Annotated in this window: 13 protein-coding genes; 6 read left to right on the top strand and 7 right to left on the bottom strand. The window is 71.3% G+C overall.

Features of this window, described 5'->3' with window-relative positions:
- Positions 1-4: 4 nt before the first annotated feature.
- On the bottom strand, positions 5-538 hold the full coding sequence (locus HUT10_RS36795) for an Lrp/AsnC family transcriptional regulator (RefSeq protein WP_217709670.1): 534 nt from the start codon (positions 536-538) through the stop codon (positions 5-7).
- 77 nt (positions 539-615) lie between these two features.
- Here HUT10_RS36795 and pdhA point away from each other — a divergent pair, with 77 nt between their 5' ends.
- From pdhA to HUT10_RS36770, 5 genes are read left to right on the top strand one after another with little or no spacing between them, the layout of a single operon-like run.
- Positions 616-1,692, top strand: a complete 1,077-nt coding sequence (gene pdhA / locus HUT10_RS36790) for a pyruvate dehydrogenase (acetyl-transferring) E1 component subunit alpha (protein ID WP_176175394.1) — start codon at positions 616-618, stop codon at positions 1,690-1,692.
- Complete coding sequence (locus HUT10_RS36785; protein WP_176175393.1) at positions 1,692-2,687, top strand: alpha-ketoacid dehydrogenase subunit beta; 996 nt, start codon at positions 1,692-1,694, stop codon at positions 2,685-2,687. Before pdhA ends, HUT10_RS36785 begins: the two co-directional genes overlap by 1 nt.
- Complete coding sequence (locus tag HUT10_RS36780; protein ID WP_176175392.1) at positions 2,680-3,861, top strand: dihydrolipoamide acetyltransferase family protein; 1,182 nt, start codon at positions 2,680-2,682, stop codon at positions 3,859-3,861. Before HUT10_RS36785 ends, HUT10_RS36780 begins: the two co-directional genes overlap by 8 nt.
- A 55-nt stretch (positions 3,862-3,916) precedes the next feature.
- The gene (locus HUT10_RS36775) at positions 3,917-4,465 is read left to right on the top strand and encodes a hypothetical protein (protein WP_176175391.1); all 549 of its coding nucleotides are present in this window, start codon (positions 3,917-3,919) and stop codon (positions 4,463-4,465) included.
- Complete coding sequence (locus HUT10_RS36770) at positions 4,462-5,445, top strand: hypothetical protein (protein WP_176175390.1); 984 nt, start codon at positions 4,462-4,464, stop codon at positions 5,443-5,445. Before HUT10_RS36775 ends, HUT10_RS36770 begins: the two co-directional genes overlap by 4 nt.
- Before the next feature lie 253 nt (positions 5,446-5,698).
- On the opposite strand, the gene HUT10_RS36765 is transcribed toward HUT10_RS36770, so the two are convergent.
- The 6 genes from HUT10_RS36765 to HUT10_RS36740 form a co-directional block, all read right to left on the bottom strand.
- Positions 5,699-6,187, bottom strand: coding sequence for a putative immunity protein (locus HUT10_RS36765; RefSeq protein ID WP_176175389.1), 489 nt, complete (start codon positions 6,185-6,187; stop codon positions 5,699-5,701).
- Between the two features lie 11 nt (positions 6,188-6,198).
- A complete protein-coding gene (locus HUT10_RS36760; RefSeq protein WP_176175388.1) occupies positions 6,199-7,347 on the bottom strand; it encodes an NAD(P)/FAD-dependent oxidoreductase in 1,149 nt (382 codons plus the stop codon).
- Positions 7,344-7,664 (bottom strand): bifunctional 3-phenylpropionate/cinnamic acid dioxygenase ferredoxin subunit, encoded by a 321-nt coding sequence (locus HUT10_RS36755; protein WP_176175387.1) that lies wholly within the window; start codon positions 7,662-7,664, stop codon positions 7,344-7,346. Before HUT10_RS36755 ends, HUT10_RS36760 begins: the two co-directional genes overlap by 4 nt.
- Positions 7,665-7,851: 187 nt before the next feature.
- Complete coding sequence (betA, locus tag HUT10_RS36750; RefSeq protein ID WP_176175386.1) at positions 7,852-9,510, bottom strand: choline dehydrogenase; 1,659 nt, start codon at positions 9,508-9,510, stop codon at positions 7,852-7,854.
- Positions 9,511-9,518: 8 nt separating this feature from the next.
- Positions 9,519-11,087, bottom strand: a complete 1,569-nt coding sequence (locus tag HUT10_RS36745) for an amino acid permease (RefSeq protein WP_176175385.1) — start codon at positions 11,085-11,087, stop codon at positions 9,519-9,521.
- Between the two features lie 36 nt (positions 11,088-11,123).
- Positions 11,124-12,539, bottom strand: coding sequence for an aldehyde dehydrogenase family protein (locus HUT10_RS36740; RefSeq protein WP_176175384.1), 1,416 nt, complete (start codon positions 12,537-12,539; stop codon positions 11,124-11,126).
- 91 nt (positions 12,540-12,630) lie between these two features.
- Here HUT10_RS36740 and HUT10_RS36735 point away from each other — a divergent pair, with 91 nt between their 5' ends.
- Entirely contained in the window at positions 12,631-13,209 is a 579-nt protein-coding gene (locus tag HUT10_RS36735) for a TetR/AcrR family transcriptional regulator (protein WP_176175383.1), read from the top strand.
- Positions 13,210-13,232 lie beyond the last annotated feature (23 nt).

The raw sequence follows: 13,232 nt of genomic DNA, 5'->3' as shown, positions 1-13,232 counted from the left end.
TTCCTCAGCTGAGCACCGACCCCGGTAGTTCCTCGAAGATCAGCCAGGTCCGCGTCGACCGCACTCCCTCCAGCGCCTGCAGGCGCTCCAGGACCACGTCGCGCAGCGTCGAGTTGTCCGGGGTCCGGACCAGCAGCAGGATGTCGAAATCCCCGCCCACCAGTGCCACGTGGTCCACGTACGGGATCTCGTGCAGGTCCGTCGCCATCGTGCGCCACGACGTCTGCTCCACCGTCACCATGATGTACGCCGATGTGCCCAATCCCGCCCGGCGTGGGTCGATCCGGGCTCCGAAGCCCGTGATCACCCCCTCCGCCAGCAACCGCTCCAAGCGCGCGTACGCGTTCGTCCGGGAGATGTGCAGCCGCTCCGCCAGGGCGCGGACCGCCAGCCTGCCGTCCGCCGACAGCTCCGCCAGCATCGCCCGGTCGACGTCGTCCAGAGCCGGGACCGTTCGTCCCGGCAATCCGCCGTGGGCCGGGCCACTGGTGGACGTTTGGTCAGGAAGAGCCACCCCTGAAGACCGTTTGTCGCTCATTTCCGGCAACCCTTGAACACAACACCGTCGAGAACCACCATTTCAGCATCATATGTCTGGGAGAGGTGGTGCGCGTCATGGCTGCGGAGACCCTGCTGCCTTCGGCTGCCCCCGTGCGGTTCGTCGCCGAGGACGGGAGCCGCGCCGATCGCGGCGGCGAGTACGGCGAACCCGCCGAAGCTCGGCTCAAGGAGGCCTACCGGCTGATGGTCCTGGGCCGCCGGTTCGACGTCCAGGCGACCGCGCTCACCAAGCAGGGCCGCCTCGCCGTCTACCCCTCCAGCGCCGGCCAGGAAGCCTGCCAGGTCGCCGCCGCGCTGGCGCTCGAAGCGAACGACTGGCTCTTCCCGACCTACCGCGACTCCGTCGCCCTCGTCGCCCGCGGCCTGAAGCCCGGCGAAGTGCTGACGCTCCTTCGCGGCGACGCGCACTGCGGCTACAACCCCGTCGAGACCCGCGTAGCGCCCCAGTGCACTCCGCTTGCGACGCAGACGTTGCACGCCGCCGGGCTGGCGCACGCGATGCAGCGACGCGGCGAAGACGCCGTCGCGCTCGCGCTCATCGGGGACGGCGCCACCAGCGAAGGCGACTTCCACGAGGCGCTCAACTTCGCGGCCGTCTTCAAGGCGCCCGTCGTGTTCTTCGTGCAGAACAACCGCTTCGCCATCTCGGTGCCCTTCGAGAAGCAGAGCGCCGCGGAAGCGCTGGCGTACAAGGGCATCGGCTACGGCATGCGCTCGGAGCAGGTCGACGGCAACGACGCCGTCGCCGTCCTGGCCGTCCTCGACGACGCCGTCAAGCACGCCCGCGAAGGCAAGGGACCGGTGCTGGTCGAGGCCCACACCTACCGCATCGACGCCCACACCAACGCCGACGACGCCACCCGCTACCGCGACGCCGGCGAAGTCGCGAAGTGGCGCGAAGCCGACCCGCTCAAGCGGCTCGAGACCTACCTCAAGAGCCGCGAAAGCCTGACGGACAGCGAAATCGAGCAGTTCGCGGCCGACGCCGAGGTGTACGCCCAGTCCGTCCGCGACACCCTCAACGCCGAACCCGAACTCGACCCGCTCTCGCTGTTCGACCACGTCTACGCCGAACCCACCCGCCAGCTCGCCGCCCAGCGGGCCGCCCTCGCAGCCGAACTGGAGGCCTGATGACGACCACCATGGCCCAGGCCCTCAACGCGGCCCTGCGCGACGCCCTCAAGGACGACGACCGCGTCCTCGTCTTCGGCGAAGACGTCGGCACCCTCGGCGGCGTCTTCCGCGTCACCGACGGCATCACCGCCGACTTCGGCGAGGACCGCTGCTTCGACACCCCGCTCGCCGAGTCCGGCATCGTCGGGTTCGCCCTCGGGATGGCGATGGGCGGCTTCCGGCCGGTCGTCGAGATGCAGTTCGACGCCTTCGCCTACCCCGCTTTCGAGCAGATCACCTCGCACGTGGCGAAGCTGCGCAACCGCACCCGCGGGGCGCTGGAGGTGCCGATGGTCATCCGCGTGCCGTACGCGGGCGGCATCGGCGGCGTCGAGCACCACTGCGACTCCAGCGAGGCCTACTACACGCACACGCCGGGCCTGCGCGTCGTCACGCCGGGCACCGCGCAGGACGCCTACGACCTGCTCCGCGACGCCATCGAGTCACCGGACCCGGTGATCTTCCTCGAACCGAAGTGCCGCTACTGGTCGAGCGAAGAGGTCACCTTCACCCGCACCGGCGCCCCGATGGACCGGGCCGTGGTCCGACGGCCCGGCAAGGACGTCACGCTCATCGCCTACGGCCCGATGGTCGCCACCGCGCTGGAAACCGCCGAGGCGGCGAAGGACGAAGGCTGGGACGTCGAGGTCGTCGACCTGCGGTCGCTGTCGCCGTTCGACGACGAGACGGTCACGGCGTCGGTCCGCCGCACCGGCCGCGCGGTCGTCGTGCACGAGGCGGCCGGCTTCGGCGGCTACGGCGCCGAGGTCGTCGCGCGCGTCACCGAGCAGTGCTTCCACCAGCTCCACGCGCCCGTCCTGCGGGTCACCGGGCTCGACATCCCGTACCCGGCGCCGAAGCTCGAACGCCACATGCTGCCCGACGTCGACCGGATCCTCGACACGATCGCGCGCCTGCAGTGGGACGACACCCCGGTGGTGGCCGGTGCCTGACTTCCTGCTGCCGGACCTCGGCGAAGGCCTGACCGAGGCGGCGATCGTGGACTGGCGGGTCAAGGTCGGCGACACCGTCGACGTCGACCAGGTCGTCGTCGAGGTCGAGACGGCGAAGGCGGCGGTCGAGGTGCCGGTGCCGTTCGCCGGCGTGGTGTCCGCGCTGCACGGCGAGCCGGGCCAGCTGCTGCCGGTCGGTGCGCCGCTGCTCACCGTCGGCGGGTTCGCGGAACCGGGCGTGACGACGTCTTCCGGGAGCGGGAACGTCCTCATCGGCTACGGCACCGCGCCCACGACCCGGCGCAAGCGGGCTCGGCGACCGGTGAACGTCACCGCGCCCACGCGGCCGAAGCAGCCCGGCGTGATCTCGCCGTTCGTCCGGAAACTGGCCGCGGACAACGGGATCGACCTCGCGAAGCTCACCCCGAGCGGACCGGACGGCATCATCCGCCGCGCGGACGTCGAAGCGGCGCTGAAGAAGCCCGCCGCGAAGGGCAAGCGGATCCCGCTCACCGGCGTGCGCAAGGCCGTCGCCGACAAGCTGACGACGTCCCGGCGCGAGATCCCCGAGGCCACCGTCTGGGTCGACGTCGACGCGACCGGGCTGGTCACCGCGCGGGCCGCGCTGAACGCCAAGTCCGACCGGCCGGTCAGCCTGCTCGGCCTGATCGCGCGGTTCGCCGTCGCGGGGCTGAAGAAGTACCCGGAGCTGAACTCGCGCGTCGAGGGCGACGAGATCGTCCTGCTCGACGAGGTCCACCTCGGATTCGCCGCGCAGACCGACCGCGGGCTGGTCGTGCCGGTCGTGCGGGACGCCGGGGCGCTGTCCACCCGTGACCTGTCGGCGGCGATCGGCGAGCGCGCCCGCTCCGCGCGGGAGGGCAAGCTCGCGCCCGCGGACCTGACCGGCGGCACCTTCACGGTCAACAACTACGGGGTCTTCGGCGTCGACGGCTCGGCCGCGATCATCAACCACCCCGAGGCGGCCATCCTCGGCATCGGCCGGATCATCGACCGGCCGTGGGTCGTCGACGGCGCGCTGGTGGCCCGGAAGATCTGCGAGCTGACCCTGGCCTTCGACCACCGCGTCTGCGACGGCGGCACGGCGGGCGGGTTCCTGCGGTTCGTCGCCGACTGCGTGGAGTCGCCGGTCACCGCCCTCGGCGACCTCTGACGACTCACCGGCGGAGTTGGCCGGTGGTGACGGTGGTGGCACTTAAAGTGGTCGCGTGACGACACCGGCCCAGCACGACCGCGACCTGGCGGAGGGGCGCGTCGCCCGGCTCAAGCAGGACCTGCGGGACGGGCTCGCGACCCCGCCGGGGGACGTCGAGGCGATGGACGAGCTCGTGGCGAACGCCCACCGGCTGCTCGAGGCCGAGCTGGCGTTCGACGAAGCCCGGCGGCGGCTCGCCGACGCCCAGCTCGAGTCCCGGCACGCGGCGACGCAGCGCGCGGTCGTCTGGTTCGCGGCCGCGCCCGTGCTGGTGCCGCTGGTGGCCGCGGCGCTGGTGCTGTTCGAGGTCCTGTCGCCGGCGTGGCTGCCGGCCTTGGTGCCGCTGTTCGGCGCGGGGCTGTGGGTCGGCTTCGCCCCGGTCCGCCGGACCGCGGCGGTGATCCGCGAGCGGACGCGCGCGGCGTGGGCCGGCAGCGTCACGGCGCTGGCGCTGGTGCTCGCGCTGATCCCGTGGCCAGGGGCGGTGATCTGCACGGTCGTGACGGCGCTGGGCGTCGCGGGCACGATCGCGCTGCTGTGGCGGGAAAGCCGGACCGCATGAGCCACGGCTACGCGACCTACGGCGACGACCCCGAGTTCACGCAGGAGTACGAGGTTCCGCCGGACGCGGCCGACCCGGCGCGCCGCGACCTCGACGAGCTGTTCGCGGCGGTCGACGGGCTGCGCGAGGCCGACGAACGCCTGAGCCAGGAGGTCGAGGACCTGGCCGAGCGGCTCGAAACCGGCGGAGCGCCGGGCCAGGAGGACCGGCTCGACCTGCTCGGCAGGCGCCTGGACCGGCTGCAGCAGCAGGTCCAGGCCCTGGAGCGCGCGGTCCGCGTGTCCGACGGCGTCCCCCAGGTGAACCTCGACGACGTCGGCGCGGAGACGCGGGCCCTCGCGGCGGAGGCGGCGCGGTGGGACGACCTGCACAAGGAGCTGGTCACGAAGGAGCAGCGCGCGCGGTACGCGGAGGAGATCGCGCACCTGGACGCGGTGCGATCGGCGCTGTCCCGCTGCGACGCCGACCTGCTCGAGGTGGTGCGGGTGCTGGCGTCGACGGACCGAGGCGCCCGCGCCCGCGGGGACGCGGAGTCGTCGTTGCGGGCATTGTCGACCCGGCGCCGGACGTTGCTGGACGAGGAGATCCCGGCGGCGGTCGCGTCGGCGGAGCAGGCCCGGTTGGCCCTGCGCGAGGCGGACGCGGTCGAGGCCAGGGTGGTGCCGCAGCTGGAGCGGGCCGAGCGCGCGTGGCACGACCTGCAGGTCCGGCTGCGGACCCGGATCACGGACGCACTGGGCTCGAACGCCCTGCTGCCGGCGTGGTTCGGCCACGCGCTGGGGGTGGCCCCACCGCCGGGCACATCGGGCGACGCGTGGATCCGGACGGCCGCGTCGGTGCTGGCGTACCGGGTGACGTTCGGGATCACGGACCCGGCGTTGCCCCTGGGCCCGCCGGCGCCGGAAGCCGCGGACACGACCGAGCGGCGGTGGACCTGGCGGGCGAGGCTCGAGTCGGATCTGGACGACCTCGCCCTGTAGCCCGAGGTGTGCGTTAACCCGCGTCCCACGTGATCAGCCGCGATTCTCGCGTGATTGGACGCGTAACTCGCGTGATTGGAGGGGCATCTCGCGTGATTGAGGGGGCATCACCCGTGATTGGGGGGTCAACTCGCGTGACTGGGGGGTCGACACGGCTGCGAGGCGTGTCGACCCTTCAAACACGGGTGATGCCCCTCCAATCACGGGTGATGCCTTTCTGATCACGGGTGATGCCTCTTCGGTCACGGGGCAGTCAGGTGCGGAGGGCGGACTCCAGCAGGCGGTGCAACTCGCCCAGGCGGGTCTTGCCGGGCTTGCCGGGTGGGAACTTCCTCAAGGTTGCGCGCACCTCCGCCGGAGCCTGTGCGAGCGCCCACTGGATCTCGGCCTCCGCGGAACCGCCTGCCAGCTCGCGGGCCAACGCCGCCTGCTGGGCCGGGCCGACGATGTGCTTCACCTGGTGCGGGGAAGCCAAGGGATGCAGGTAGGCCGCCCCCGCCGCGCCGACGGCCGCGCGGGCGGCGGCCGAGGCGGCGGCGTCGGACGTCTCGCCCGCTGCCGCCAACGCGGCCCAGGCCGCCGTGCGGAGGGCTCGGGTGCGGGGGCCTCCCGCCGCGAACTCGCGGGCCGCCGCGATGGCCGCCGCCGGGCGGGGGTCGTCCGGGATCAGGGGCAACACCCGGGAAGCGCAGGATGCGGCCCAGTTCGTCAGCACGCGCAGCTCGTCGAGATCCAGCTCCATGCCCCTGAAGCTTATCCTTGAACCGCCGGTTGAAACTCCGGGCGGCCCAGGGCCTGCCGCCGCAGGCGGTTGAAGAGCTTGGCGTTGTTCAGGGCGAAGACGCCGGTCGTCGAGCCGTCCCGGGTGAACGTCGCCACGAACGATGATGACGAAGGGTCGCCGTCCACGAACGAAAGCGTGTCGTCCGGGCGGGGGTGCCCGGCCAGCTGCAGCCGGCCCGAATACTGGTCCGACCAGACGTATCCGCTCGGCGTGTACGTCCGCGCGGTGTGCCCGGCCAGCAGGTTGGCCACCGCGACCGGCGCCTGCTCCGACGCGTTCGTCCAGTGCTCGTGCCGCCGTCCCGCGAACCGGGCCACGTCGCCGACCGCGACCACCTGCGGCAGCGAGGTCACCAGCCCCGCGTCCGTGTGGACGCCGTTGCCGACCTTCAAACCGGAGCCGGCCAGCCACTCCGTCGCCGGGGTCATCCCGACGCCCGTCACGACCACGTCGGCCGGGACCACCGAACCCGACGCCAGCGAGACGCCCGCCGGGGCAAGGCCCGTGACCTGGACGCCGCAGCGCAGGTCCGTGCCGTGGTCGACGTGCAGCCGGGCGCACACCTCGGCCAGCGCCGGGCCCAGCACCGGCGCCAGCGGCGCGGCCAGCGCCTCCAGGACGACGACGTCGAGACCGAGGGAACGGCACGTCGAGGCCACCTCGGCCCCGATGAACCCGGCCCCGACGATGGCCACCCGGACCCCCGGGACCAGCGCGGCGCGCAGGGCGAGAGCGTCGTCGACCGTCCGCAACACGAAGGCGCCCTCGAAGCCCGGCAGCGTTCGCGCGCGGCCGCCGGTGGCGATCACGACGCCGTCCGCGTGCACCGACGTGCCGTCCGACAGCCGCACGCGTCGCTCGGCCGGGTCCAGCGCCGTGGCTTCGACGCCGAGCCGGAAGTCCAGGGCCAGCGACGCCAGGTCACCGGCGTCGAGCAGGTCCAGCGACTCCCGTGACGCCGTCCCGGCCAGGAAGCCCTTGGACAGCGGCGGCCGGTCGTAGGGCAGGTGCGGCTCCGAACCGATGAGCACGATCCCGCCGTCGTACCCCTGCGCGCGCAGCTCCTGCGCCGCGCGGACCCCGGCGAGCGAAGCGCCGACGACCGCGATGCGCTTCACGCGGCGTCCTCGCCGGCCACACCCTGGACGTAGATGACGCCTTCGTCGACGACGACCGCGTACGTGGGCACCGGGTCCTTCGCCGGCAGGCAGGTCGGCATGCCCGTGCGCAGGTCGAACAGCGCCGCGTGCAGCGGGCACTCGACGAAGCAGCCTTCGAGCCAGCCGTCGGCCAGGGAGGCGTCCTGGTGGGAGCACGTGTCGCCGATGGCGTACAGCTCGCCCTCCTCGGTGTGGAACACCGCGATGGCGGGCGGGCCGGGGACCCGGACGGACTCGCCGGGGGGCAGCTCGTCCACCGTGCACGCGCGAATCATGACGCCTCCGAGGGATTTGTTGCGTATTGAGGAACATCCACTGCGATACGCAACTCAAGTCTGAGTCCGGCGGAGAGCCGCGTCAAGGGGGTACGCCCCGGTAGTTTTCGTTACCCGGTAACGGGTATCCCGGACACGCCGACGCGCCCGTGCCGGGGATGGTGGCACGGGCGCGGCGACGTCGAGGCTAGTTCTCCCCGTGCCGGTAGAACGGCGTCTTGATCGGGGCGAGCGGGGTGTTGCCGAGGATCAGGTCGGCGGCCTTCTCGGCGGTCATCATCACCGGGGCGTAGATGTTGCCGTTGGTGATGTAGGGCATCACCGACGCGTCGACCACGCGCAGGCCCTCGGTGCCGTGCACCCGCATGGTCTGCGGGTCGACGACGGACTTCTCGTCCACGCCCATCTTGGCCGTGCACGACGGGTGCAGCGCGGTCTCGGCGTCCTTGGCCACCCAGTCGAGGATCTCCTCGTCGGTTTCCACGGACGGCCCCGGCGAGATCTCCCCGCCGTTGTACGGGTCCAAAGCGGACTGGTTGAGGATCTTCCGCGCCACCCGCACCGCTTCGACCCACTCCTTGCGGTCGGTCTCGGTCGAGAGGTAGTTGAACTTGATGGCCGGGTGCTGCCGCGGGTCGGTGGAGGTGATCTTCACCGAGCCGCGGGTGTCGGCGTACATCGGGCCGACGTGCACCTGGTAGCCGTGCCCCTCCGTGGGCGCCGAACCGTCGTAGCGGATCGCCACCGGCAGGAAGTGGAACATCAGGTTCGGGTACTTCACCTCGTCGTTGGACCGGACGAACCCGCCGCCCTCGAAGTGGTTGGTGGCGGCAGGCCCGGACCGCAGGAACAGCCACTGCGCGCCGATGAAGGGCCGCTTCCACTTGGCCAGCGACGGCTGCATCGACACCGGCTGCTTGCAGGCGTACTGGATGTAGACCTCCAGGTGGTCCTGCAGGTTCTCGCCGACGCCCGGCAGGTCCTTCACGACGTCGATGCCGAGCTTCTCCAGCTCGGCCGCGTTCCCGACGCCGGACAGCTGCAGCAGCTGCGGCGTGTTGATCGCGCCGCCGCAGAGGATGATCTCCTTGCCGTACACCTCGGCCGGCGCCTGCCGGCCCTGCGCGTACTCGACGCCGACCGCGCGGGTGCCGTCGAAGAGGATCTGCGACACGAACGCGTGCGTCTTCACCGTCAGGTTGGGCCGGTCCAGCACCGGGTGCAGGTACGCGCCCGCGGCGGACAGCCGCCGTCCTTTCCGGACGTTCCGGTCGAAGGCCGCGAAGCCCTCCTGCCGGTAGCCGTTGACGTCGTCGGTGCGCGGGTAGCCCGCCTGCTCGGCGGCGTCGAAGAACGCCTGGAACAACGGGTTCGACGCCGGTCCGCGCTCCAGCTCCAGCGGCCCGTCGTGGCCGCGCCACTTCCCGTCCGGCGGGTCCGCGAGGCAGTTCTCCATCCGGTTGAAGTACGGCAGGCAGTGCGCGTAGTCCCAAGTGGACATCCCGGGGTCGGCGCCCCAGCGCTCGTAGTCCATCGGGTTGCCGCGCTGGAAGATCATCCCGTTGATGCTGGACGACCCGCCCAGCACCTTGCCGCGCGCGTGGTAGATGCGGCGGCGGTTCATGTACGGCTCGGGCTCGCTGCGGTAGCCCCAGTCGTAGAACTTCGACCCGATCGGGAAGGTCAGCGCGGCCGGCATGTGGATGAAGACGTCCCACTTGTAGTCCGACCGGCCCGCCTCCAGGACGAGGACCTTGTTCGCCGGGTCGGCGGAGAGCCGGTTCGCCAGCGCGCAGCCCGCCGAGCCACCGCCGACGATGACGAAGTCGTAGGTATCGGAACTCATCGAGCCTCCTAGCCGGGCAGGGTGTCCGGTGCGTTGTCGGGCACGTGCTCGGGGCTCGTGTGCGACGAACCCCAGGTGCGGCGCCGGACGTACAGCATGATCGCACCGATGATCACGATCAGCCCGGTGACGATCACCGCGCCCCACTGGAAGTACCAGTGGTCGTCGCCGTAGACCGCGGCCCGCGGCCAGATCAGGTTGATCGTCATGCCGGCGCCGTAGACCACCGCGACCAGGTTCACCAGCGTGCCCCAGCGGCCCAGCTTGAAGTACGGGCCGTGCTCGGGCCGCGGCCAGTTCCCGCGCAGGCGGCGGACGAGCATCGGGCCGGTGACCATCAGGTAGGGGATGTAGAACAGGATGATCGCCGTCGAGGTCAGGATGAAGAACGCCCGCTGGTTGCCGAGGTTGATCAGCAGCACGACGACGGTGAGGCCGCCGGTGAGCAGCGCGGGCAGCACCGGGGTCTTCGACCGCGGCGACACCTTCGCCATCGCGCGGCTGAACGGCAGCCTGCCGTCGCGGGCCATCGCCCAGGTCATCCGGATCGCCGCGGTCTGCACGGCGAGGCAGCAGACGGTGATCGCGATCGCCGAGCAGATCAGGAACGCGTCGCCGAGGCCCTCGCCGAGGGTGCTCTTCAGCAGGTACGGCATGCCCGACGTGCTGAGCTCCTTGGCGCTCAGGTCGCCGACGGCCATCATGCCGAACAGCATGATCAGCCCGCCCACGACGAACGCCGCGGTGATCGCCCGCAGGATCGCGCGCGGCGCGTGCCGCCGCGGCTGGGTGGTCTCCTCGGCCAGCGAACCCGCGGTGTCGAAGCCGTAGAAGACGTACGCGCTCATCAGGGACGCCACCAGGAACGCGCCGAGGTAGCCGAGCGACTGGCCCTCACCGGTGCCGGCGGTGTCGAAGACCAGGCCGGGACCGCGCTTGATGTGGATGGCCAGCGCGATGACCAGCAGGATGCTCGCGCCGAGCTCCACCGCGACGCCGAAGTTGTTGATCTTCGCCATCAGCTTGACGCCGATGATGTTGACGATCGTGGCGAACACGACCAGCACCAGGGCCAGGATGATGGCGTTCTGCGCGCCACCCGGCGTCGAGGTGAGGCCGGCGTCTTCGTCGCTGCCGACGATCTGGAACGCGGTCGAGACCTGCGGCAGGATGATCTGGTAGGCGACCGCTACGGCCGCCGCGGTGACGATCGCGCCGATGATCATGATCCAGCCGGCCAGCCACGACGTCGCCGGTTTCGCGATCTGCTTGGCCCACTGGTAGACCGAGCCGGCGAGCGGGTACTGCCCGGCGAGCTCGGCGAAGCACAGCGCGACGGCGAACTGGCCGATGAAGACCAGCGGCCAGGTCCAGATGAAGGCCGGGCCCCCCGACCCGAAGCCGAAGAAGAAGAGCTGGAACACGCCGGTGAGGATGGAGATGTAGCTGAACCCGGCGGCGAAGCTGGAGAACGACCCGAGCGAGCGCTCGAGTTCCTGGCGGTAGCCGAACTTCTCGAGTTCGGAGGAGTCGTCGGCAGCAGGCCCCCCGCCCGCCGGTTTTTCCTGAGTGGTCATCGCGTGCGTCCTCACGTGGGTGGGGGAAGGGAGATTTCAGCCCTTGAACCAGTGCTGCGGAACGGGGTCGATGTTCTGGTAGATGTGCTTGCTCTCCTGGTACTCGGCCAGCCCGGACGGCCCGAGTTCGCGGCCGATGCCCGACTTGCCGAAACCACCCCACTCCGCCTGGGGGAGGTAGGGGTGGTAGTCGTTGATCCACACGGTGCCGTGGCGCAGGGCCCCGGCGACGCGCTGGGCGCGGGACGCGTCCGACGTCCACACGGCTCCGGCGAGCCCGTACTCGGTGTCGTTGGCCAGCGCGATCGCGTCGGCCTCATCGGTGAAGCGTTCGACGGTGACGACCGGCCCGAAGACCTCTTCGCGGACGATCTTCATGTCCCTGGTGCAGCCGGAGAACACGGTGGGCCGCAGGAAGAAACCGTTTTCGTACTGCGGTCCCTCGGGGCGTTCGCCGCCCGCCAGCAGCGTCGCACCCTCCTTGAGAGCGCTTTCGATGTAGTCCTCGACCTTGGCGCGGTGCTCCGCCGAGACCAGCGCACCCGTTTCGGTGGCGGGGTCGAGCGGGTCGCCGACGCGGATGCGGTCGGCGCGCGCGGCGAGGTCGGCGACGAACCGGTCGTGGATGCCGTCCTGGACGATCAGCCGCGCGCCCGCCGAACAGACCTGTCCGGAGTGGACGAACGCGGCCATCAGGGCGTAGTCGAGCGCGGTGTCGTAGTCGGCGTCGTCGAACACGACGTTCGGGTTCTTGCCGCCGAGTTCGAGGGCGACCCGGCGAACGCCCTTCGCGGCGGCGGTCATGATCTTCTCGCCGGTCGCGTAGCCGCCGGTGAAGGACACCAGGTCGACGCCAGGGTGCTCGACCATCGCCGCGCCGACGCGGCCGTCGCCGAGCAGCAGGTTGACGACGCCGTCCGGCACGCCCGCCTCTTCGAGCAGGGTGACCAGCCTGATCGTGGTCAGCGGGGTGACTTCGCTCGGCTTGAGCACCACGGTGTTGCCCGCGGCCAGCGCCGGCGCGACCTTCCAGGACATCTGGAGCAGCGGGTAGTTCCACGGGGCGATGAGGGCGCAGACGCCGACCGGTTCGTGCACGATCCGGCTGACCACGGTCGCGCTCCCGGCGTCGACCAGGCGTCCGGCGTCCTTGTCGGCGAGGTCGGCGTAGTAGCGGAAGACGTTGGTGACGTCGTCGATGTCGATGCGGCCTTCGCCGAGGGTCTTGCCGGTGTCGAGGCTCTCGGTGCGGGCCAGTTCCTCGCGGTCGCGGACCAGCAGGTCGGCCGTCCGGCGCAGCAGGGCGGCGCGCTCGGTGGCGGTCGTCCGCCGCCATGGTCCCTGGTCGAACGCCTGGCGCGCGGCGCGCACGGCGGCGTCGACCTCCGCGAGGCTCGCCTCGGCCACGGTCTCGATGACCTGGCCGGTGGCGGGGTTCAGCACATCGAACATGCGGCCCTTCCCGGATCGGTAGTGGCTGCTCGGCGTCGAGAGTGCGTACATTTGTACGCGAAACATGTACAGATGTCCACAAGGGGGTTCGATGGCGAAGAGCGAACCCGGCGCGACGCGGCGCCGCGGTCCGAACGATCCCGAGCGGCGGGCGCGGATCGCCAAGGCGGCGATCGAGGTGGTCGCGAAGCGGGGGATCGACGGTGTCACGCACCGGTCGGTGGCGGCCGCCGCGGGTGTCCCGCTCGGCTCGACGACCTACCACTTCGCCACCCTGGACGACCTCCTGGAGGTCGCGCTGCACGAGGCGGCCGAGAAGAACGTGCACGCCTTGAAGGAGTGGGAGTCGGCGCTGCCGCCGGACGCGGACTTCGCGGCCGCGCTGGCCGACCTGGTGATGGGCTACATCAACGAGCAGTACCGGGACACGGTCGTCGAATACGACCTGTACGTCGCGGCCCTGCACCGGCCCGCGCTGCGCAAGGCGAGCGCGGCCTGGGACGACGCCCTGATCGCGTTCTTCGGCTCCCGGACCGACCCGCTGACCGGGCGGCTGCTGGCCGGGTTGTTCTGCGGGCTGCTGATGCAGGCGGCCCTGGCCGACCCCCGGCCGACGCGCGACGAGATCGAAACGCTGTTCCGGCGGGCGATCGAGGGACCGCCGGCCTGAGCCGGTTGACAGGCGGTCGGGAC

Source organism: Amycolatopsis sp. Hca4, assembly GCF_013364075.1.
GTDB lineage: Bacteria > Actinomycetota > Actinomycetes > Mycobacteriales > Pseudonocardiaceae > Amycolatopsis.
This window is presented reverse-complemented; position numbering and strand designations above follow the sequence as displayed.

Coding starts and splice junctions, on each gene's coding strand:
- HUT10_RS36740 (WP_176175384.1), bottom strand. CDS start 12,539: ATGTTCGATGTGCTGAACCCCGCCACCGGCCAGGTCATCGAGACCGTG.
- HUT10_RS36735 (WP_176175383.1), top strand. CDS start 12,631: ATGGCGAAGAGCGAACCCGGCGCGACGCGGCGCCGCGGTCCGAACGAT.
- betA (WP_176175386.1), bottom strand. CDS start 9,510: ATGAGTTCCGATACCTACGACTTCGTCATCGTCGGCGGTGGCTCGGCG.
- HUT10_RS36770 (WP_176175390.1), top strand. CDS start 4,462: ATGAGCCACGGCTACGCGACCTACGGCGACGACCCCGAGTTCACGCAG.
- HUT10_RS36765 (WP_176175389.1), bottom strand. CDS start 6,187: ATGGAGCTGGATCTCGACGAGCTGCGCGTGCTGACGAACTGGGCCGCA.
- HUT10_RS36795 (WP_217709670.1), bottom strand. CDS start 538: ATGAGCGACAAACGGTCTTCAGGGGTGGCTCTTCCTGACCAAACGTCC.
- HUT10_RS36745 (WP_176175385.1), bottom strand. CDS start 11,087: ATGACCACTCAGGAAAAACCGGCGGGCGGGGGGCCTGCTGCCGACGAC.
- pdhA (WP_176175394.1), top strand. CDS start 616: ATGGCTGCGGAGACCCTGCTGCCTTCGGCTGCCCCCGTGCGGTTCGTC.
- HUT10_RS36785 (WP_176175393.1), top strand. CDS start 1,692: ATGACGACCACCATGGCCCAGGCCCTCAACGCGGCCCTGCGCGACGCC.
- HUT10_RS36755 (WP_176175387.1), bottom strand. CDS start 7,664: ATGATTCGCGCGTGCACGGTGGACGAGCTGCCCCCCGGCGAGTCCGTC.